The sequence below is a fragment of the Pantoea sp. GCM10028869 genome (assembly GCF_042666835.1).
Classification (GTDB): Bacteria; Pseudomonadota; Gammaproteobacteria; order Enterobacterales; family Enterobacteriaceae; genus Pantoea; species Pantoea leporis.
In genome coordinates this window covers 557,293-578,233 of the sequence record NZ_JBHTGO010000004.1, presented here as the reverse complement: position 1 = coordinate 578,233, position 20,941 = coordinate 557,293, and the positions used below count along the sequence as shown (strand labels likewise).

Sequence of the window (20,941 nt, the reverse complement as noted above, 5' to 3'; positions counted from 1 at the left end):
TCACGTCATCGCGCACCAGCACACCTTTCTGGTCTGCAACGCCTACAGCGATTGTGTCATCATCGCCGCATCACGGCGACGATGATGACGCGGAAATACGCGACAGATTACAGTTTCTGTTTCACGTAATCGCTGATGCGCGTAATGATGCCTGCCTCTTCCACCGCTTGCAGCGCGTAAAGCGGATAGCTGGCCAACTGCTTATCTTTGTCCATCACCTGAATTTCGCCAATCTGCTCGCCCGCTTTCAGCGGCGCTTCCAGATCTTTGCGATCGATAACGTATTTCGCCATCACGTTGGCCACTTCGGTGCGCGGCAGCGACAGGTAGATATCCTGCGTGGTGCCGACATCGACCTTATGCGGATTGCCGTACCAGACGTTTTCGCTACCGATTTTTTTGCCTGCGTGGAACAGTTGCACGGTATCAAAGCTGTTTTGGCCCCATACCAGCAGCTTGCGCGCCTGATCTTCACGCCCTTTCGGGCTCTTGCCGCCCATGATCACCGCAATCAGGCGATGACGTCCGACAACGTTAGAAGCGATGATGTTAAAACCGGCGCTTTCGGTGTGGCCGGTTTTCAGACCATCGACGTGCAGATTTTGATCCCACAGCAAGCCGTTGCGATTGTTTTGAGTGATGCCGTTCCACGTCAGGGTTTTCTCCCCGTACATGGCGTAGAAATCGGGCTCGCCGCTGATGATGGCGCGCGACAGCACCGCCAGATCGCGTGCGGTGGTGTGCTGGCCCGGCGCATCGAGGCCGTGCACGGTTTCGAAATGGGTGTGCGACAGGCCGAGTTTCTGCACGTAGCTGTTCATCATGGTGACGAAGCTGCTTTCGCTGCCGGCCACGTGATCCGCCAGCGCTACGCAGGCATCGTTACCGGAATCGATGATCACGCCGCGCATCAGGTCGCGCACCGTGACCTGATCGCCAGGCTTGAGGAACATCAGCGAGGAGCCTTTGAACACCGGATTGCCTGCGCCCCACGCATCTTTGCCGATAGTGACTTTGTCATCGCGGCTGATTTTATTCTGATCGATAGCGCGATCCACGACATAGCCGGTCATCAGTTTGGTCAGGCTGGCCGGGTTACGCTCTTCATCCGGATTGCCAGCGGTGAGAATTTGTCCGGTGGTGGCGTCCATCAACACCCATGAAGCCGCATCAATCGGCGGTGGTGTCAGGGGAAACGGCATGCTGTCGTCAGCCTGCGCCCACGATGCCCAAATAATTATTCCAGATACAGTTACCAGCAGACGCCTTTTCAACACTTCTTCCTCAAAATCAAAAAAATGAATTTACCGCCGCACGTTTTACGGCAAATAGCGCTTACAGATCTGAATAAATTGAAAAAAAGTATGAACTGCGCATAAATGCTGCGCGCCTGCTCGCAGCGAGGATGATCGAGGTTGTACTGCTACCCATGGACGACTATCCTGTGCGTTGATTCTCCATTGCCAGGATAACGCCGTGCCCGCCTCTGAGTTCACCTTCTTATTCCACGATTATGAAACCTTCGGCAAAAGCCCGTCGCTGGACCGTCCGGCGCAGTTCGCGGGCCTGCGTACCGACAAAGAATTCAATGCGGTAGGTGAACCGCAGGTGTTTTATTGCCAGCCAGCCGACGATTATCTGCCGCAGCCGGAAGCGGTGATGATCACCGGCATTACGCCGCAAACCGCCAAAGCGCGCGGCGTGACCGAGGCAGCGTTTGCCGAACGCATTCACGGCCTGTTTAGCGAGCCGCAAACCTGTGTGATTGGTTACAACAATGTGCGTTTTGATGATGAAGTGACGCGCAATATCTTCTATCGCAACTTCTTTGATCCCTATGGCTGGAGCTGGCAGAACGGCAATTCGCGCTGGGATTTACTCGATGTGATGCGCGCCTGCTACGCGCTGCGTCCGGAAGGCATTGAGTGGCCGGAGAATGACGATGGCTTCCCCAGCTTCAAGCTGGAGCATCTCACTAAGGCCAACGGCGTGGCGCACGAACAGGCGCACGATGCGATGTCCGACGTTTATGCCACGCTGGCGATGGCAAAACTGGTGCAAGAGAAGCAGCCGAAGCTGTTTGAGTTTCTGTTTACCCATCGCAACAAACAGAAACTGATGACGCTGATTGATATCCCGCAGATGAAACCGCTGGTGCACGTCTCCGGCATGTTCGGTGCGGCGCGCGGTAACACCAGCTGGATTGTGCCGCTGGCGTGGCATCCGGATAACCGTAACGCGCTGATTGTCGCCGATTTGGCCGGGGATATGTCGCCGCTGCTGACGCTGGAATCTGACGAACTGCGCGAGCGTTTGTATACCCGCCACAGCGATTTGGGCGATCTGCCTGCGGTGCCGATCAAGCTGGTGCACATTAATAAGTGTCCCGTGCTGGCGCCCGCCAGCACGCTGCGTCCGGAAGATGCCGCGCGCCTCAACATCGATCGTCAGCAATGCCTCGCTAACCTCAAGCTGCTGCGTGACCACGCGGAAGTGCGTGAGAAAGTGGTGGCGCTGTTTGCCGACGCCGAGCCGTTTGCCCCGTCGGATGATGTTGACGCGCAGTTGTATGACGGCTTCTTTAGCGATGCCGATCGCGCTGGCATGAATATCATCCGCCAGACGCCGCCGCAGAATTTACCGGCGCTGGATTTGACCTTCGACGATAAGCGCATTGCTAAATTGTTGTTCCGCTACCGTGCGCGCAACTTCCCTGGCACCCTGGATGACGCCGAACAGCAGCGCTGGTTGCAGCATCGCCGTGAAGCGCTGAATGCCGAGCGCGTGCAGGCGTTCTTGCTGGAGCTGGAGTCGCTGGCGAGTTTGCATGAGGGGAATACGGAGAAGATGGCGCAGCTGAAGGCGCTGTATTTGTATGCGCAGGAGCTGGTGTCTTAGTTCTCTGCGATTTGATGCCCTCACCCCGGCCCTCTCCCACAGGGAGAGGGAGACGCTGCCAGATGCTGGCGTGAGCGTACGATCGGTTCCCACTTCCACAGAAGAGGGAGACGCTGCCAAATGCTGGCGTGAGCGCACGATCAGTTCCCACTTCCACAGAAGAGGGAGACGCTGCCAAATGCTGGCGTGAGCGCTCGATCGGTTCCCCCTTCCACAGGAGAGGGAGACGCTGCCAAATGCTGGCGTGAGCGCTCAATCGGTTCCCTCTCCCTGTGGGAGAGGGTTAGGGTGAGGGAAAACCCTTAAATCATCCCCCACACCAGCCACGTCAGTGCAAAACCGCTCAGCCCCATCACCGTCGTCAATACCGTCCAGGTCTTCAGGCCATCGGCCACTGACAAGCCCAGATAGCGCGTCACCACCCAAAAACCCGCATCATTGACGTGCGACAAACCTAACCCGCCGAAACAGGCCGCCAGCGTCACCAACACGCGCTGCATATCCGTCACATCGCCCACCGCCTGGCTCAGCAAGCCGCTGGTGGTTAAAATAGCCACCGTTGCCGATCCCTGCGAAGCACGCAGCGCCAGCGACAGAATAAAGGCCGCCGGAACTAAGGGCAGATGCAAGGTTTCCAGCGTCAACGCCAGCGCTTTGCCCACGCCCGATTCCACCAGCACCTTACCAAACGCGCCGCCCGCGCCCGCAACCAGAATCACGCTGGCGGAGCTGGGAATCGCACGTCCGGTGAGATCTTCCAGTTTCTCTTTGCTCCAGCCACGACGCACGCCGAGCAGCCATGCCGCCAGTCCCAGCGCAATCAGCAACGCAATGGCTGGCGTACCGATCACCGTCATCACCGCACGCAGCGTGCTGCCTTCTTCCAGCGTGGTGTGCGCGACGGTGCCCATGACGATCAACAGAATCGGTACGACAATCAGGCCGGTAATGGTCAGTGCACCCGGCGCTGGCGCGTCGTTCTTCGGCTTGCCTTCCGGCTTCGCCAGCTGCAACTGTTCTAATACATCAACGGAAAGATGATATTGGCGCAGGTTCATCGCTTTCGCGACGTAATAACCGACGATACCGACCGGAATCGAGATCAGGATACCGAGCATCATCAGCCAGCCCATATCAGTGTGCAGAATGCCCGCTGCCGCCGCCGCGCCGGGATGGGTTGGCAGCGCCACGTGCACCGTCAGCATCACGCCCGCCATCGGCAAGCCAAACTTCAGCGGTGACACGCGCGCCACTTTGGTGAAGCCATAAATCAGCGGAATCACGATGATGAAGCCGACTTCGAAGAACACCGGAATGCCGAGGATAAACGCCGCCATGGTCAGCGCCGCCACGGTACGCTTGATACCCAGCGATTTACTGAAGCGTTGCGCCAGCGACTCGGCACCGCCCGAGGCTTCAATCACTGCGCCGAGCATCGCCCCCAGCACGATGATAATGGTGATATGCCCCAGCAAGTTACCCATCCCGCTAAAGATGGTATCCATAATTTTGTCGGCTGGAATGCCGGTCGCAATCGCCACCAGCAAGCTGACAATCAGCAGCGCCACAAAGGGGTGAACTTTGGTTTTAATCACCAGCAGCAGCAAGATCACAATGCTGGCGGTAGCAATGGCTAACAACAACGCGGTAGACATGATAATCCTCTGATTTAATTAGTATAGTTTGGGTACAGCTCTATCTGGTATTGACGAATTCAGGTATGACTTACCCAGCACAGTGCTGAAAATCCCTGTGCTGGGTGGTTAAACAAAACTTATTTAGCGTAAGGCGCGAACCAGCCGAGGCCAGCTTCAGTGCGGCCGCGCGGGATGTATTCACATCCCACCCAACCGTCGTAACCCACTTCATCCAGCAGGTCGAACAGATAGGAATAGTTGATCTCGCCTTGATCCGGCTCGTGGCGATGCGGCGCCGAGGCGATCTGGATATGGCGATAACGCCCGGCGTATTCACGAATCAGATGCGTCAGATTGCCGTCCACCAACTGCGCATGGAACAGATCGAGCTGGGTAAAGACGTTGGCACGATCGATACGCGCCATCATCGCCAGCGTCTGATACTGGCTGGCGTAGAGATAATTCGGCTTGGTCACTGGATTAAGCGCTTCCAGCAGCAGGCGAATGCCGTGCGGCGCAAAACGCTCGGCGGCATAATGCATGTTACGCACGAAAGTCTCTTCATAGGCTGCACGATCGGCACCGTTTGGCACCGTTGCCGCCATTACATGCACCTGTTGGCTGTTGAGCGCCAGCGCATACTCCAGCGCCCGATCGATATCGGCACGCGCTTCCTGTTCACGGCCCGGAATGGCGGACACGCCCCACTCACCCGCCTGCACGTTGCCTGCGGCGGTGTTGAACAGCACCAGTTCCAGCTGATGTTTTTCCAGCTCGGCTTTAATCACCTCGGCCGGAAAGTCATACGGGAACAGGAATTCAACGGCGCGAAAACCGGCATTGGCCGCGGCGGCAAAGCGTTCGATAAACGGCAACTCACCGAACTGCGTAGATAGATTGGCTGCAAACTTAGGCATTAAACATTCCTCAATTCCGCGACTTCGCTATCGGTCAGATAACGAATCGAGCGGTCACCGAGCGTAAACATCAGGCGCGCGGTCTCTTCCAGTTCTTCAGTGTTATTGGCGGCTTCGCGCAGGGATTTGCCCACCACCACCGGACCGTGATTGGCCAGCAGGAAGGCGTTATAGCGCGAGGCCAGATTGGCCAGATCGTCTGCCAGGCGCTGATCGCCCGGCTTATAATACGGCACCACCGGCACATCGCCGACGCGCATCACCACATACGGCGTGAACGGACGGATGCAGTTTGCTGTGTCGAGATCGTTGAGGCAGGAGAGCGCCGTCAAATAGTGGCTGTGCAGATGCACCACCGCTTTGCACGCGGGATTGTTCAGATAGAGCGCGCGGTGAAAAGCCACCTCCTTCGACGGCTTGTCGCCGGAGATCCATTCGCCCTGAATCGTCACTTTCGACAGACGATCGGCCTGCAATTCGCCGAGGCAGGAGCCGGTTGGCGTCGCCAGCAAGTTGCCATCCTCCAGCAGCAGCGACAAATTGCCCGCTGAACCGGTGGCGTAACCACGCTGAAAGAAGGACGCGCCGAGCTGTACCATTTCTTCGCGTGCTTGTTGTTCCGTCATGCTGAATACTCCTGTTGTGCGCGGGCAAAGAATTGTTCGTCGCCAAAGTTGCCTGATTTCAGCGCCAGCGACAGCGGCTGATGGATATCGCGTACCCACGGCACGCCCGGTGAAATCATCGGGCCAATGTGGAATGCGGTAACGCCAAGGCTTTGTGCCACCACGCCCGAGGTTTCTCCGCCAGCAACGATGAAGCGCTGCCAGCCACGGGTTTTTAGTTCACGAGTTACCGCAGCAAACAGCTGCTCAACCGCTTCACTGCTGCGCGCTGCGCCGTATTGCTGCTGAATGGCCTGCAACTGCTGGGCATCGGCGGTAGCAAACAGCAAAGGTGCCAGATCGGACTGATGATGCGCTGCCACCCAGTCACAGAGTTCCTGCGCATAGCTTTCGGTGTTATCGAGGCAGCGCTCCACCAGCACTTCGTGCGATGGCGCTTGCTGACGATAAGCCTGCACCTGACGGTTGGTCATTTGCGAGCAGGAGCCTGAGATCACCACCGCGCGATCGCCTTGTGGGCGCCCGGCGTGTTCAGCATCACTGTTCTGCTGCTGCGTTGCCCAGGCGCGGGCGATACCGATCGCCAGGCCTGAACCGCCGGTCACCAGACGCGTCTGTTTTAGCGCTTCGCCCTGCGTCAGCAGATGCTGCTCGTGCAGCGCATCCAGCACCACATAGTTGATGCCCTGTGCTTTCAGGGTATCCAGCTGCGCACGCACCGCATCAGCTCCTTGATCGAGCTGCGCGGCGTTGATCACCGCGGCCTGGCCTTTGGCCTGACGCGTCATCAAACGCACCAGATTGCTGTCGGTCATTGGCGTTACCGGATGATGACGCATGCCCGATTCGGACAGCAGCTGATCGGCGACAAAAAGATAGCCTTGATACACCGTACGACCGTTAACCGGCAGCGATGGCGAGATCACCGTTTGCGTTTCGCCCAACGCCGCCAGCAGCGCATCAGTCACCGGGCCGATATTGCCCTGCTCGGTGCTGTCAAAGGTGGAGCAATATTTGAAATAGAAACGATCGCAGCCCTGCTGTTGCAGCCACTGCAGCGCCGCCAGCGACTGATCGATCGCCTGCTGCACCGGGCATGAGCGTGACTTCAGGCTGATAACAATCGCCTGCGCGCTCAGCGCGTCATGACTTTCCGGCACGCCGTTGAACTGGATGGTCGGCAAACCGTTCTGCACCAGAAAACTGGCGATGTCGGTTGCGCCGGTAAAATCGTCTGCAATAACGCCTAAACGCATGATTATTGCTCCTTCGCCTGCGGCAGCGTGATGCCGCTGAAGATCTTGATCACTGCGCTGTCATCTTCACGACCGTGGCCGGCGTTGCTGGCTTCGGTAAACATATTGAGCGCAGTAGAAGCCAGCGGCAGCGGGAAGTGCAGCGACTTGGCGGTATCCGCCACCAGATTGAGATCTTTAACGAAGATATCGACCGCTGATTTCGGCGAGTAATCGCCATCCACCACGTGACGCATGCGGTTCTCGAACATCCATGAGTTACCGGCGGCGTTGGTCACCACGTCATACATGGTGTCGAGCGGGATCCCGGCGCGCGCGGCCAGCGCCATCGCTTCTGCGCCCACAGCAATGTGCACGCCCGCCAGCAGTTGGTGAATGATTTTGACGGTTGAGCCGAGACCGATTTCGCTGCCCACGCGATAGACTTTCGCCGCCACCGCATCCAGCACGGGCTTGAGCAGGGCAAAAGCTTCATCGCTGCCGGAAGCCATTACCGTCATCTCGCCGACTGCGGCTTTGGCTGCGCCGCCGGAAACCGGTGCATCCAGCATCAGCAACTGATGCTGCGCCAGCTGTTGTTCTATCGCCTGCGCATCCTGTGAAGAGATGGTAGAAGAGACCATGACCACGGTGCCGGGCTTGAGCTGCGCCGCTACGCCGTTTTCACCGAACAAAATCGCTTTAACCTGCGCGGCGTTCACCACCAGCAACAGCACCGCATCGAGTTCAGCGGCAAAGCGGGCAGCGGAGGTTTGCGCATCACGTGCACCGGCCTGACGCAGGATTTCCAGCGCCTGCGGATTGAGATCAACACCCCAGGTATTTAATCCTGCACAGATGCAAGACTGCGCGGCACCCATGCCCATGGAACCTAAACCAATCACGCCGATGTTATTCACGGTTGCTGACATAGCAAACCTCCATTGTTAATTTAAGTGATAATTTGTTCATTGGTGTTAAGTCTGCCGCAGTCGGTGGCGAATAAACGTGCGTAATATCACAAAAATTAACTTATGCGCGCAAGGATTAACATCGATTCACAGCCGGAGGTCAGCGCATCGACGTCAGTCCAGATGGGATTTCTGCTTAGATTACGGCAAGATAAATTGTGCTGCGGGCTGTGAATCGATGATCTACAATGTGAAAAAATGATAATTCAGGGAGAGCAAGGTGATTCCGGTTGAACGTCATCAACAAATTTTAGCGCTGGTGGGCGAACGCGGCGTGGTTAGCATTGCCGAGCTCACTGAGCGCTTGGGTGTGTCGCATATGACGATACGTCGCGATGTGCAGAAGCTGGAAGAGCAAGGTGCGGTATTGTCTGTTTCGGGCGGCGTGCGCTCAGCAGATCGCCTGGCGGCGGAGCCATCGCATCTGGCGAAAACCAATATGTACAGCGGCGAGAAGATGGCGATTGGGCAGTATGCCGCGCGTCATATTCCGCGTAATAGCTGCATCTATCTCGATGCCGGCACTACCACACTGGCGCTGGCGCGCGAGTTGCTTGAGCGTGATGACTTGCTGGTGGTGACCAACGATTTCGTGATTGCGCGCCTGCTGATGGAGAGCAGCGGCTGCAAGTTGATTCACACCGGCGGCACGGTATGTCGTGAGAACCGATCCAGCGTCGGTGAAGCGGCCGCCAGAAGTTTGCGCCAGCTGGCGATCGATATCGCGTTTATCTCCGCGTCCTGCTGGGGCCCGCGCGGGCTGTTTACGCCGGATGAGGATAAGGTGCCGGTGAAGCTGGCGGCGAGCGATGTGAGTAGTAAGCGCGTGTTGTTAAGCGACAGTTCGAAGTACAACAAGATTGCGACGCATCTGGCGTTACCGCTGGAGCGGTTTGATACCTTGATTACCGATGCGGGGTTGAGTAAAGCGGGACGCGAGGCGTTGAGTGCGGGGAGTTGGGAGTTGGTGTTGGCGGGATAGTGCGTGCTGTCCCTTTCGGTCGGTGCTCGCTGTCCCCCATCCCGGCCTTCCCCCGCAAGCGGGGGAAGGAGACGCTGCCACATGCAGCTTCAGAACTCACATATGGCAGCATCTTCCTCCCCCATTTATGGGGGAGGACCGAGGAGGGGGACAGCGACGTCGATCAAATCACACTTCTTCGCTGAACTGCGGAACCGGGTTGCGGAAGGTGCGGGTCACAAAGGCGAGGTAAATAATACCAATCGCTGCCCACACCAGGCCGAGCACCATGGAGGTCTCTTCCAGGTTAATCCACAACGCACCGACTGTAAGAGCGCCCATCACTGGCAGCACCAGATAGTTGATGTGATCTTTCAGCGTCTTGTTACGCTTCTCACGGATCCAGAACTGCGCAATCACCGACAGGTTCACAAAGGTAAACGCCACCAGCGCACCGAAGTTAATCAGCGCAGTTGCGGTTACCAAGTCGAAGTTGATCGCCATCAGCGCGACCGCGCCCACCAGCAGCACGTTCAGTGACGGCGTGCGGTATTTCGGGTGCACGAAGCCAAAGAAACGCTGCGGGAACACACCATCGCGGCCCATCACGTACATCAGACGTGAAACGCCTGCGTGCGCGGCCATACCGGATGCCAGCACCGTCACCACCGAGAAGATCAGGATGCCAATTTGCAGCGCTTTACCCGCCACGAACAGCATGATCTCTGGCTGTGAAGAGTCCGGATTCTGGAAACGCGAGATGTCCGGGAAGTACAGCTGCAGGAAGTAAGAAACACCGATAAAGATCACACCACCAATCAGCGCGGTGAGGAAAATCGCGCGCGGGATCGTGCGTTCAGCATCTTTGGTCTCTTCTGACAGCGAACTGATACCGTCAAAGCCAAGGAACGAGAAGCAGAGAATGGTCGCACCGGTAATCATCGGGACTACGTGCGCATTCTCAGACCAGAACGGTCTGCTGCTGGTCAATGTCCCCTCGCCAACACCGTGTGCCACACCGTAAACCACCATACCGGTAATCACTACCATCACTACCACCTGCAGCACCACGATCACGCTGTTGAAGTTGGCAACGGTTTTGATTCCACGCAGGTTGGAGATGGTCATAAAGGCCACCAGCAGCACCACGAAAATCCACGACGGAATGCCCGGCACCAGCGTCTCAAAGTAGCTTTTCGCCAGCAGGATGTTGATCATCGGCATGAACAAGTAGTCCAGCAGTGATGACCAGCCAACCATAAAGCCGACGTGCGGACTGATTGCCTTCTGAGCATAGGTGTAAGCGGAGCCCGCAGATGGGAAGCGGCGTACCAGCTTGCCGTAGCTCACGGCAGTAAACAGAATCGCGATCAGGGCGAAAGCATAAGCGGTGGCGACGTGGCCGTCGGTCAATCCAGACACGATACCGAAAGTATCAAACAGGGTCATTGGCTGCATATACGCCAGGCCCATCATGACAACCGGGATCAGGGTCAGAGATTTTTTCAGGTGTGCACGCTGAGGTGCGGCAGAGGTGTTAAGCGACATTGTTCAGGCCCCCGCAGACGACAACCGCGATCGGTTGGGCTACAGGGCTACTGCGCAATTTGCTGCAGTGAGAAGTGATATAAGTGTTTACGATTGTCGCGGCGCCGTAGTCATCACGGAAGCGAGAACCAGCCTGCGCTGGTGCAATGTTAAACAGTCCCATCTTTGTTTTCCTCAAATCTCACGCACAAGCGTGTTTGTCAGTATCTATCTATCCGGATGCGTGTCCGGCCTCGTGTGAATGTCAGTGAGTACATCATGCAAAAAAATAACCGACGCGGTTAACGTCGGTTAGTTCTCATTTTGCAGGGCGCGTATTTTGCCCCAACTTATGCCATCGGCACAAGACGTTAGATCAATTCTTCCGGCACTCAGGCATTCTTGAGCATCCAGTCGATTTCCGTCGAGGTGATTAAGCGCTCAAACTGCATCAGTTCGTACTGTTTGCAGCTGTGCCACACCCCGCTAAAACGCTCGCCCAGCAGCTTTTGCAGCGGATAGCTATTCTCGAATTCATACAGCGCATCACTCTGCCGAATCGGTAATGCCAGCCCTTCTGCTTCATGTCCATTGCCCTGCACCGCATGCGGTAAAGGTAGCTGATTATCCAGACCGTGCAAAATACCGGCAAGAATTGTTGACACCACCAGATAGGGATTTGCATCCGCACCGGCCACGCGATACTCGATGCGATGGTTATCCGCATCGCCACAAGGCACACGCAGCGCAACCGTGCGGTTGTTGTGTCCCCATGACGCCTGTAGCGGTACATAGGCTTCCGGCAGGAAGCGGCGATAAGCGTTCACATTCGGCGCCAGCAACGCCATTGAAGCCGGCATTAAATCGATCATGCCCGCCAGCGCGCGTTTCATCAGCGGTGAATCGCTGCCGTCATCAAGCGCGAAAGCGTTGTGGTCGGCGGCATCCAGCATGCTGATGTGCACATGCATGCCGCTGCCTGCGTACTCTTCATAAGGCTTGGCCATGAAAGTGGCGGTCATGCCGTGATTTTCCGCCACCTGACGCACTAGCCGTTTCAGCTGAATAGCGTGATCGCAGGCTTTCAGCACGTCGCGCGTGTGATGCAGGTTGATTTCGAACTGGCCGGGCGAGGCTTCCGCCAGCGCGCCATCGGCGGGAATGCCTTGCAGCTTGGCCAGATGGTCGATGTCACGCAGTACGTCGGCGAAGTGATCGAGATTATCCACCGAATACACCTGGCTCTGCATATTGCGTTCGTCGCTGCCCGGCGAACACGGCGGCTGAATGAAGCCCTCCGCATCACGCTTTTTATCCACCAGATAGAACTCCAGCTCTACCGCTACCACCGGGAACAATCCTCGATTACGCAGCTGTTGCCACAGCCGATTAAGGACATTACGGGGTTCAACGTCAAAGGGAGTGCCATCTTGGTTACACATGGTCAGCAACAGCTGAGCGATGTGCGTGGGATCGGCGGCAGAAGGAATTAAGGTGCCGGGCACCGGCATGCAGAGGTGGTCGGGTTCGCCCAGTGACTGACCCAGTCCGGCGTCTTCGACGGTGTTACCGAGAATATCCATAGCGAAAACCGAGGCCGGGAAGTAACACCCTTTTTCCAGTTTTGCCAATGCGGAGATGGGAATGCGTTTACCGCGAAATACCCCATTTAAATCATTAAGAAGAATATCGACATACTGCGTTTCAGGATGGCGTTCCAGCCAGGTTTTGACCTCCAGCTGGAACGCGCTTGTTCGTTTCTCTTCACTGTGTCGCGTGAAGTCTTCTACTTCTACGAGGTTCGTCATGATCCCACCCGCCCTTTACCGTTTAATATTGGTGCGCGCAATGCTCAAAATAACAGCCACTCCACTAACATAGCGCTAACGCAAAAAGTGTGCAAATGTAACAATTCTGTTTGAGGAATGAACGATCGGTTGCTAGATTGACAAAATATTGCACACTTTTAAGGCCAGCCGCGCATTTCCGGCGAAAATATTGAACAGCAACGCGGAGACGTTATGGGCATTATTTTTGACAAGCCCTTGATTGGCGTAGTGATGTGCCAGAACTTTATTGGCAGCCACGTAGGGCAAACGGTTCACAACAAATATCTCGACGCTATCGTGCTTGCCGGTGGCGTGCCGCTGCCATTACCGCATCAACTGATGCAGGCACCTCATCTATTAGAAAACAGTATGACCGTGCTGGATGGCATTTTGCTGACCGGCAGTCCCAGCAACATTGAACCATGGCATTACGGCGCAGACGGTAAAGAGGCGCATGCCGATCCGGCGCGCGATCGCCTCGCCTTCGGGCTAATCACCCATGCGATCGGTAAAAAGATGCCGATGTTCGGTATCTGTCGCGGCTTGCAGGAGCTGGTGGTCGCTAACGGCGGTGCATTGCATCGCCAACTGCATATGACGCATCTGTTTCAGGAGCATCGTGAAAACGACGCGCTGCCGCTGGATGAGCAATATGCGCCGGTGCATACCGTGCAGCCAGAAGTGGATGGCATGCTGAGCCAGCTGCTGGGCAGCGCCGAACCCTTCGCGGTGAATTCGCTGCACGGGCAAGGCATTCGCGAAACCGGTCCACAGCTGCGTGTCGAAGCGCGCGCGCCCGACGGGCTGATTGAAGCCGTGAGCCTGCCAAAGCACCCTTTCGCCCTCGCGGTGCAATGGCATCCGGAATGGCACTCCGATCGCGATCCGGTCTCGCGCCGTTTGTTTGAGGCCTTTATCCACGCCGCTGTCTGTTATCACAAGGAAAAACAGCCATGAATGATGCCACTCTGGCACCCGGACGTCGCTTATCGCAGATCCGGCAGGAGTTGGGATTGTCTCAGCGTCGCGTCGCTGAGTTATCAGGTTTAACGCACAGCGCCATTAGCACTATCGAACAGGACAAAGTGAGCCCGGCCGTCAGCACCTTACAGAAGCTGCTAAAAGTTTATGGGCTTTCGCTGTCAGAGTTTTTCTCCGAACCCAAAATCAATGCCACGCCGCGGGTGATTGTGCGCCCGGAAGAGTGCGTGGAGATCGGCAGCCTTGGCGTATCGCTGATGCTGATCGATAACGGTGCCGCACGGCGCGCGCTGGCGATGCTGCTGGAGCGCTATGAACCCGGTGCCAGCACCGGAGAGAAGTTACGCCATCCCGGCGAGGAAACCGGCACCGTGCTGGAAGGGGAAATCACGCTGGTGGTCAACGGCCAGAGTTACCATCTCTATCGCGGTGAAAGCTATGTGATTGATACCGGCTTGCCGCACAGTTTTACCAATACCTCAGATCAGCCGTGTCGCATTGTTAGCGCGCATACGCCCGCCAATTTCTAAGGTTTCGCGCTTAAGGAGGATGTCATGCAACATGTGGGAAGTTATTACGCCGCTACCGCCAACGCCCATGAGCCGTGGCCGGAGCTGCAAGAGTCAGTGCAGTGCGATGTCTGCATCATCGGCGGCGGCTTTACCGGACTCTCATCCGCGCTGTTTCTCACCGAAGCCGGTTACGACGTGGTGCTGCTTGAAGCGGCGAAAATCGGCTTTGGCGCCAGCGGCCGCAATGGCGGCCAGGTCGTCAACTCCTACAGCCGCGACGTGGATGTGATTGAGCAGCGCTACGGCAAACAGACCGCACAAATGCTTGGCAGCATGATGTTTGAAGGCGCGGAGATCATTCGCGATCGTATCGACCGTTACGCTATCGCCTGCGACTATCGCCCCGGCGGCATTTTCGCCGCACTGAATCAGCGGCAAATGGGCCATCTGCGCAACCAAAAAGCCCTTTGGGCGCGCTATGGCAATCACGATTTAGAGCTGCTCGACGAACGCGGTATTCGGCGCGAAGTGGCGACCGATCGCTACGTCGGTGGTTTGCTCGATAAACGCGGCGGACATCTGCATCCGCTTAATCTCGCATTGGGCGAAGCCGAAGCGATTCGCCGTCACGGCGGGCGCATTTATGAGCAGTCAGCGGCGATTGAAGTGAAATATGGTGCACCGCATCGAATAAAAACCGCTAAGGGCGAAGTCAGCGCCACCTTCGTGATTTTTGCAGGTAACGCTTATTTGCCGTCACAGCTTGAACCGCGCCTGACGGGCAAAAGCATGCCGTGCGGTTCGCAGATCGTCACCACCGAACCTTTAACGCGCGATCAGGCGCTGGGTTTGCTGCCGAACAATTACTGCGTTGAAGATTGTAACTATCTGCTCGACTACTTCCGCCTCACCGCCGATAACCGCCTGCTCTACGGCGGCGGCGTAGTGTATGGCGCACGCGAGCCGGATGACATCGAAGCGCTGATTCGCCCTAAGCTGCTGCGCACCTTTCCGCAGCTGCGTGACATCAAAATCAGCCACCGCTGGAGCGGCAATTTCCTGCTCACGCTATCGCGCATGCCGCAGTTTGGGCAGGTGGAGAAGAATGCGTTCTTTATGCAGGGCGACAGCGGACATGGCGTGACCTGTACCCATCTTTCGGGGAAGCTGATTGCTGAAGTGCTGCGTGGGCATGCGGAGAGATTTGATGCGTTTGCGAAATTGCCGCATCTGCCGTTTCCAGGTGGGAGACGGTTTAAGGTGCCGCTCACCGCAATGGGGGCGGCGTGGTATGCGTTAAGGGATCGGTTTGGGGTGTGAACCACTGATTACAATTTCTCGACATTCCTTTACCAAAACTTGCTATAAAACAGCAGTAATGTCAGGATCGGGCTCTTTAATTTTTGGGCTGCAAAATGTTGAGGTTGTTCGCCAGATACACTTCTGTAGGTGTAATTAATACGCTCATTCATTGGGGCGTATTTGCCGCACTTTTTGCCATCGTTGGTAGCCAATCCCTGTCTAACCTCGTGGCGTTTTGTGTTGCGGTAACCTTTTCCTTCTTTGCTAACGCAAAATGGACGTTTAATGCAGAAGCGACCACCACCCGATATCTTCTCTATATCTGCTTCATGGGCGCAATGGCAACAGCCGTGGGCTGGACAGCTGACTATCTGCACATTAATCCAATTATTACATTGGTTTTCTTCTCTGCACTCAGCTTGGTTTGCGGCTTCGCCTACTCTAAGTTTTTCGTGTTTAGGACGAGTAAATGAAATTTTCTCTGATTGTTCCTGTATTGAATGAAGAGGAAGCCATTCCCCTCTTCTATAAAGCAGTACGCGAATTTAAACCTTTTAAAAAATATAATATTGAAATCGTTTTTATAAACGATGGCAGCACAGACAGCACAGAAGCGGTTCTCAATGAAATTGAGGCTAATGATGATTTAGTCAAACATATTTCGTTCACACGCAATTTTGGTAAAGAACCGGCCCTTTTCGCTGGCCTTGAAGCGGCAACTGGCGATGCCATCATTCCAATCGATGTGGATTTACAAGATCCTATAGATGTCATTCCTTTGATGGTTGATAAATGGCAATTGGGCGCGGATATTGTTCTGGCGAAACGTGTTGATCGCAGCACCGACTCTCATCTAAAGCGTAAGACTGCCGAGTGGTTTTACAAACTGCATAACAAGATCAGTTCGCCGAAGATCGAAGAAAACGTAGGTGATTTCCGCTTAATGTCACGTGACGTAGTGGAAAATATTAAACTGCTGCAGGAACGTAACCTGTTTATGAAAGGTGTTCTCAGCTGGGTCGGCGGCAAAACTGCGGTCATTGAATATATTCGCGCTGAACGTGTTGCTGGTACAACAAAATTTAATGGCTGGAAACTGTGGAATCTTGCGCTTGAAGGGATTACTTCGTTTTCAACCTTCCCACTTCGGATCTGGACTTATCTCGGACTTGTCGTCGCTGCCCTTTCATTCATCTATGGCGCATGGATGCTGATTGATACTATATTCTGGGGCAACCCTGTTAAAGGTTATCCTTCAATTATGGTTTCAATGCTGTTTTTAGGTGGCGTACAGCTCATTGGGATTGGCGTGCTTGGGGAATATATTGGTAGGATTTATGTTGAGACTAAAGGCCGACCAAGATATATCGTATCCAGGAAGCAAATAAAATAGCATTTTAAAATCGCTTTAATTTCAACAGCTGTTTGCATGTAAAGCTTTAAAGGTGAATCATGATTTCAAAACAAGACAAATTATCACCCTGGTATTTTATTGCCATATTTATAGTAGCGGCAGTTATTATTATCACTAGACGACCTGACATTATAAATCATCCACAGTTATGGGCAGAGGATGGTAAGGCATTTTTAGAACCAGTGTGGAATCAAGGGTTTCTAACTTCCATAATGACTCCAAGAGATGGATATTATCAGTCTCTTCCTAAAATAACAATGGCAATTGCCTCGTCATTTGGACTTAGTTATGTTGCTCTCATATCAACATCTATAGCAATTTCACTCCGCTGCTTATTTGTTGTTTTCATTATGACCAGTCGATTTAATTACATCGATATGCGCTTTAGACTGGCATTTTGCTTATACTTCCTTTTTCAACCCAACATACAAGAAGCATATGTAAACATCACAAATGCTCACACCTATCTTGCAATCTATCTTTTGGCCGTTATTTTAGCTAAAGACTCTAAAAACATTGTATGGAAAACACATGATATACTTGTTCTAATTTTATCAGGTATTAGCGGTCCATTCATTGCGTTGCTCGCCCCTTCACTTGCGATAAAAAGATATTATGAAAGAGGTTCAATATTAAATGCCATAAAAGGCATTAACACTTTCGATGTTGTTTTCGCTTGTTGTATGTTGATTCAAGCTGGTTCGGTTATGTTTGGCGACAACACCAGAACACCTTCAAGTCTTGGAGCTACAATACCGCTCTTTTTTGAAATAATGTCGTACAAAGTCATTCTTGGTGCATTTTTTGATTTAAACAACGTCCAATGGATAATTGGGAAACCTATTATTAATGCATTTATATCACTCGTTTTTATAATCTCATCATTTTTCTTTCTGGTAAAAATGGACTGGAGATATAAAGCTGCATTTTGTTATGTATTCTTCACGCTACTCGTATCACTATATAAGCCTGTTATAAATCATAGCGAGGAACAGTGGCCTCTCTTCCTAATTCCTATCGTAGGATGTCGCTATTTCATACTGAGCGGTATGGGCATTTTTTGCTTAAGCTTAATAATAATGAGTCGGATAAAAGTTAGGCCTTATACTATTATCTTACTGTTCTGTATAACTCTATTTTCATCTTTAACTGTATCTTATCGAATGCCTCCTCTGGACAATGTCGGCTACGATAAAGACGTTGCTGTCTTTAATAAGGCAAAGAATGGTGAGAAAGTATTAATCCATACTAATCCCCCAGGTTGGTCAATGGAACTGATCAAAAAATAAATAATCATCCCAGTGTTTAGCTAGCATTTTTCATTTAAGAGGTGCTAGCTAATTTATATCTAAACTGAAAAATTATTTTTAATTGTAAATTATCAGTGTGATGCACATCATAACTTTTATTAAAACTCTCCTCTGACTTCCGCTCGTTATCCTTGTCAATATCAAAACAATTAGATTATAATAACCTTACATTGGCACTTTAGCATTTACAAATTTTCGGGTGATTTGATGCTTTTCAGCTCTTCATACTTTATTTTCGTATTTTTACCTATATGCGCAATTGTTTATTTTTCACTAAACAAATATGGTTTCTATAAAACCAGTAAAGCATGGTTATGTCTGGCTAGTTTGTTTTTCTATGGTTATTGGGAGGTGAAATATATACCTTTACTTCTCTCATCAATCATTTTCAACTTCGTGATCGGAAATATAATTACACCTAAAGATGACATTAAAAGTCAAAAAAGAAAATATATTTTAATATTTGGCATACTTATAAATATTGGCGCTCTGGGATATTATAAATACTCTAATTTTTTCCTCGAGAACGTAAACTCATTTTTTGATAATAGTTTCACTCCTCTTCATTTATTACTCCCTCTTGGAATAAGTTTCTTCACATTCACTCAAATTGCTTTTTTGGTGGATAGCTATAAAGGAAAAGTTAAAGAATATAGCTTTATCAATTACATTCTTTTTGTAACGTTCTTTCCTCATTTGATTGCGGGGCCAATCCTCCATCATGGCGAAATGATGCCGCAATTTAAAGATCATAATAATAACAAAGTTAATTTTTCCAATATACTTTCTGGACTATGCATTTTTTCAATTGGATTGATAAAAAAAGTAATTATTGCTGACACGTTTGCGGTATTTGCGCAAGAAGGATACTCTCCGGGCTATGTACATGATTTTTATAGCGCATGGGCGACGAGTTTATCATACACCTTCCAATTATATTTCGATTTTAGTGGCTATTGTGATATGGCAATTGGTGCTGCCTTGCTGTTTAACATCATGCTTCCTATAAATTTTAACTCTCCTTATAAAGCTGTTGATATACAAGATTTTTGGAGGAGATGGCACATTACACTGGGCAGATATTTACGCGATTACATATATATACCTTTAGGCGGAAATAGACTTTCTCCGTTTAGGACTTACTTCAACCTATTCTTCACCTTTACTATTGCTGGTTTATGGCATGGTGCAAGTTGGTTATTCGTACTTTGGGGAGCAATGCACGGCGCAGCCCTTATTATTCATCGCGCCTGGAAAGCTACTGGCATGCGGATGTACAAACCTATTGCTTGGTTTATAACATTCATGTTTGTAAATATCAGTTGGGTTTTTTTCAGGTCTGAAAGTTTTGGACAAGCCTCCACTATTCTTTCTAATATGTTTACGATTTCCAATATGAGAAACATTTCTCTTGAACAACTGCCCTTGAATGATCTATCACGATATGGACAAATTGCAGGATGGGTAGCTAAAAACATCTCATATGGTATAGCAGCATATTCCTCAGTCTTTATCATGTCAGCGATAGCATTACTTTGCTGCTCATTGAAAAACTCACAAGAAATAATAATTGGCCAAAGGATTGGTTATTTTAAAATCGTCATATTGGCCTTCATTTCATCCATGGCTGTTTATCTTAGTCTGCACTCAGAAAGTGCGGTATTTCTCTATTTTAATTTCTGAGGTAACTATGAAGACTAAATCCATCACCTTCTTGTTAATTTTTATTCTTTCGGTTCTTGCACTTCCAGCATATAGACTTTATGACGGCATAACATTTTACAAAGCAAAAAGCTTACATGGTGCTTTGAATCAGGCCTACAATATTGATCCCATTTTATCAGTACTCGGCAGCCTTGGTAATAAACTTGGTATATCTATAGATCCCAGCAGTGTTTATCAAGGTAAGGATGGATGGTTATTTTTAGGCAAAGATTTCAACCAAACATTAATGAAAAAAATTAATGGGGAAAAATCCTTTGAGGACCAAATTCAAAGTGTAAATAAATCCATCAACAGTTGGTCAGAATATTTAAATAGCCTTGATTGCAAAAGGTTCTATATAGTAATTGGTCCCGATAAAGAGAGCATTTATCCTGAATATATGCCTGATTGGTATGAGCCTAACGCTAATCAAATTCCTCAAAAGTTGCTTTCCTTAAATCCTTCTGTTTATGTAGATACATTCTCTAAAATTAGGTCTGAAAAGGGTAATAACAGTAATCCATTATATTTCAAGACGGATACACACTGGAATGAATTAGGTGCATCTCTTGCTTTTAAAGCTCTTGAAGAGAAATCAAAAAACAATAATGATGGATTAATTTGGCCTTCAGAAAAATTAGAGTTTGACCAGTATCCTAGAGCACCTGGTGATTTATCTCATTTTCAAAGGTCTGGTGATTTCCTTAATGACGTCAATGTTACGATTAAAAACAAATCAATTAGCAATTATAATATAATTGAATCTTCATACTCTACCGGTAAAGTAATTTATAATGGTAAAAACACACCGATTGATTCACCCCAAGAAAACCTTCTGATAAAATCGCCTAATGCCTTGAATAATAAAAAGGTTGTTTGGTTAAGAGATTCATTTGGCACGGCAATGTCTAGGTTAATGGCAGTAACTTTTTCCGAAACCCTTCAGATACATCATGCAAGAGTAACACCTGAAAAAATAAAAGAAATAATATTAAATTATAAACCAGATTATGTGATAGTTACTGTTGTCGAACGTGACTCAATGGGTAAAGTTTTTCAGTATGATGTGAATAAAAACAGCCAATAATAAAACACTCATATTTTGAGTTTTTTAGGC

The 20,941-nt window shown here is 51.4% G+C and carries 18 protein-coding genes; 10 read left to right on the top strand and 8 right to left on the bottom strand.

Features of this window, described 5'->3' with window-relative positions:
- Window positions 1–107: 107 nt before the first annotated feature.
- Entirely contained in the window at window positions 108–1,274 is a 1,167-nt protein-coding gene (gene dacD, locus ACFQW4_RS13930; protein ID WP_192233442.1) for a serine-type D-Ala-D-Ala carboxypeptidase DacD, read from the bottom strand.
- Window positions 1,275–1,476: 202 nt separating this feature from the next.
- Here dacD and sbcB point away from each other — a divergent pair, with 202 nt between their 5' ends.
- A complete protein-coding gene (gene sbcB, locus ACFQW4_RS13925; protein WP_377725837.1) occupies window positions 1,477–2,898 on the top strand; it encodes an exodeoxyribonuclease I in 1,422 nt (473 codons plus the stop codon).
- 302 nt (window positions 2,899–3,200) lie between these two features.
- On the opposite strand, the gene ACFQW4_RS13920 is transcribed toward sbcB, so the two are convergent.
- The 5 genes from ACFQW4_RS13920 to ltnD all read right to left on the bottom strand — a co-directional run bounded on the left by ACFQW4_RS13920 (window position 3,201) and on the right by ltnD (window position 8,245).
- Window positions 3,201–4,553, bottom strand: a complete 1,353-nt coding sequence (locus ACFQW4_RS13920; RefSeq protein WP_377725836.1) for a GntP family transporter — start codon at window positions 4,551–4,553, stop codon at window positions 3,201–3,203.
- A 119-nt stretch (window positions 4,554–4,672) separates the two neighbouring features.
- Complete coding sequence (locus ACFQW4_RS13915; RefSeq protein WP_377725835.1) at window positions 4,673–5,452, bottom strand: HPr family phosphocarrier protein; 780 nt, start codon at window positions 5,450–5,452, stop codon at window positions 4,673–4,675.
- Entirely contained in the window at window positions 5,452–6,078 is a 627-nt protein-coding gene (locus ACFQW4_RS13910; protein WP_192233438.1) for an aldolase, read from the bottom strand. Before ACFQW4_RS13910 ends, ACFQW4_RS13915 begins: the two co-directional genes overlap by 1 nt.
- Complete coding sequence (otnK, locus tag ACFQW4_RS13905) at window positions 6,075–7,334, bottom strand: 3-oxo-tetronate kinase (RefSeq protein ID WP_377725833.1); 1,260 nt, start codon at window positions 7,332–7,334, stop codon at window positions 6,075–6,077. Before otnK ends, ACFQW4_RS13910 begins: the two co-directional genes overlap by 4 nt.
- 2 nt (window positions 7,335–7,336) lie before the next feature.
- Complete coding sequence (gene ltnD, locus ACFQW4_RS13900; RefSeq protein WP_192233436.1) at window positions 7,337–8,245, bottom strand: L-threonate dehydrogenase; 909 nt, start codon at window positions 8,243–8,245, stop codon at window positions 7,337–7,339.
- Window positions 8,246–8,504: 259 nt separating this feature from the next.
- Here ltnD and ygbI point away from each other — a divergent pair, with 259 nt between their 5' ends.
- Window positions 8,505–9,266, top strand: coding sequence for a DNA-binding transcriptional repressor YgbI (gene ygbI, locus ACFQW4_RS13895; RefSeq protein ID WP_101763401.1), 762 nt, complete (start codon window positions 8,505–8,507; stop codon window positions 9,264–9,266).
- Between the two features lie 168 nt (window positions 9,267–9,434).
- Here ygbI and ACFQW4_RS13890 read toward each other — a convergent pair whose 3' ends face one another.
- Window positions 9,435–10,793, bottom strand: a complete 1,359-nt coding sequence (locus ACFQW4_RS13890; protein WP_101763400.1) for an APC family permease — start codon at window positions 10,791–10,793, stop codon at window positions 9,435–9,437.
- A 371-nt stretch (window positions 10,794–11,164) separates the two neighbouring features.
- Complete coding sequence (locus ACFQW4_RS13885) at window positions 11,165–12,580, bottom strand: glutamine synthetase family protein (RefSeq protein WP_101763399.1); 1,416 nt, start codon at window positions 12,578–12,580, stop codon at window positions 11,165–11,167.
- Between the two features lie 213 nt (window positions 12,581–12,793).
- Here ACFQW4_RS13885 and puuD point away from each other — a divergent pair, with 213 nt between their 5' ends.
- The 8 genes from puuD to ACFQW4_RS13845 all read left to right on the top strand — a co-directional run bounded on the left by puuD (window position 12,794) and on the right by ACFQW4_RS13845 (window position 20,911).
- A complete protein-coding gene (gene puuD / locus ACFQW4_RS13880; RefSeq protein WP_377725832.1) occupies window positions 12,794–13,558 on the top strand; it encodes a gamma-glutamyl-gamma-aminobutyrate hydrolase in 765 nt (254 codons plus the stop codon).
- Window positions 13,555–14,112: an HTH-type transcriptional regulator PuuR gene (gene puuR, locus ACFQW4_RS13875; protein WP_008104818.1), complete on the top strand. Its 558-nt coding sequence runs from the start codon at window positions 13,555–13,557 to the stop codon at window positions 14,110–14,112. The genes puuD and puuR overlap by 4 nt, the downstream gene beginning before the upstream one ends.
- A gap of 24 nt (window positions 14,113–14,136) precedes the next feature.
- Complete coding sequence (locus tag ACFQW4_RS13870) at window positions 14,137–15,414, top strand: FAD-binding oxidoreductase (protein WP_110866673.1); 1,278 nt, start codon at window positions 14,137–14,139, stop codon at window positions 15,412–15,414.
- A 95-nt stretch (window positions 15,415–15,509) separates the two neighbouring features.
- Complete coding sequence (locus ACFQW4_RS13865) at window positions 15,510–15,869, top strand: GtrA family protein (protein ID WP_210081856.1); 360 nt, start codon at window positions 15,510–15,512, stop codon at window positions 15,867–15,869.
- Window positions 15,866–16,789, top strand: a complete 924-nt coding sequence (locus ACFQW4_RS13860; protein WP_350260875.1) for a glycosyltransferase family 2 protein — start codon at window positions 15,866–15,868, stop codon at window positions 16,787–16,789. The genes ACFQW4_RS13865 and ACFQW4_RS13860 overlap by 4 nt, the downstream gene beginning before the upstream one ends.
- Window positions 16,790–16,848: 59 nt before the next feature.
- Window positions 16,849–18,099: a glucosyl transferase gene (locus ACFQW4_RS13855; protein ID WP_192411548.1), complete on the top strand. Its 1,251-nt coding sequence runs from the start codon at window positions 16,849–16,851 to the stop codon at window positions 18,097–18,099.
- 372 nt (window positions 18,100–18,471) lie between these two features.
- Entirely contained in the window at window positions 18,472–19,803 is a 1,332-nt protein-coding gene (locus tag ACFQW4_RS13850) for an MBOAT family O-acyltransferase (protein WP_350260876.1), read from the top strand.
- Between the two features lie 7 nt (window positions 19,804–19,810).
- Window positions 19,811–20,911 carry a hypothetical protein gene (locus tag ACFQW4_RS13845; protein ID WP_350260877.1) on the top strand — a complete coding sequence of 367 codons (1,101 nt, stop codon included), beginning with the start codon at window positions 19,811–19,813 and terminating at the stop codon, window positions 20,909–20,911.
- Window positions 20,912–20,941: the final 30 nt, after the last annotated feature.

Coding starts and splice junctions, on each gene's coding strand:
- ACFQW4_RS13855 (WP_192411548.1), top strand. CDS start 16,849: ATGATTTCAAAACAAGACAAATTATCACCCTGGTATTTTATTGCCATA.
- ACFQW4_RS13890 (WP_101763400.1), bottom strand. CDS start 10,793: ATGTCGCTTAACACCTCTGCCGCACCTCAGCGTGCACACCTGAAAAAA.
- puuR (WP_008104818.1), top strand. CDS start 13,555: ATGAATGATGCCACTCTGGCACCCGGACGTCGCTTATCGCAGATCCGG.
- ACFQW4_RS13910 (WP_192233438.1), bottom strand. CDS start 6,078: ATGACGGAACAACAAGCACGCGAAGAAATGGTACAGCTCGGCGCGTCC.
- ACFQW4_RS13860 (WP_350260875.1), top strand. CDS start 15,866: ATGAAATTTTCTCTGATTGTTCCTGTATTGAATGAAGAGGAAGCCATT.
- ACFQW4_RS13865 (WP_210081856.1), top strand. CDS start 15,510: ATGTTGAGGTTGTTCGCCAGATACACTTCTGTAGGTGTAATTAATACG.
- ACFQW4_RS13915 (WP_377725835.1), bottom strand. CDS start 5,452: ATGCCTAAGTTTGCAGCCAATCTATCTACGCAGTTCGGTGAGTTGCCG.
- ACFQW4_RS13920 (WP_377725836.1), bottom strand. CDS start 4,553: ATGTCTACCGCGTTGTTGTTAGCCATTGCTACCGCCAGCATTGTGATC.
- puuD (WP_377725832.1), top strand. CDS start 12,794: ATGGGCATTATTTTTGACAAGCCCTTGATTGGCGTAGTGATGTGCCAG.
- otnK (WP_377725833.1), bottom strand. CDS start 7,334: ATGCGTTTAGGCGTTATTGCAGACGATTTTACCGGCGCAACCGACATC.
- ACFQW4_RS13870 (WP_110866673.1), top strand. CDS start 14,137: ATGCAACATGTGGGAAGTTATTACGCCGCTACCGCCAACGCCCATGAG.
- ACFQW4_RS13885 (WP_101763399.1), bottom strand. CDS start 12,580: ATGACGAACCTCGTAGAAGTAGAAGACTTCACGCGACACAGTGAAGAG.
- ltnD (WP_192233436.1), bottom strand. CDS start 8,245: ATGTCAGCAACCGTGAATAACATCGGCGTGATTGGTTTAGGTTCCATG.
- ACFQW4_RS13845 (WP_350260877.1), top strand. CDS start 19,811: ATGAAGACTAAATCCATCACCTTCTTGTTAATTTTTATTCTTTCGGTT.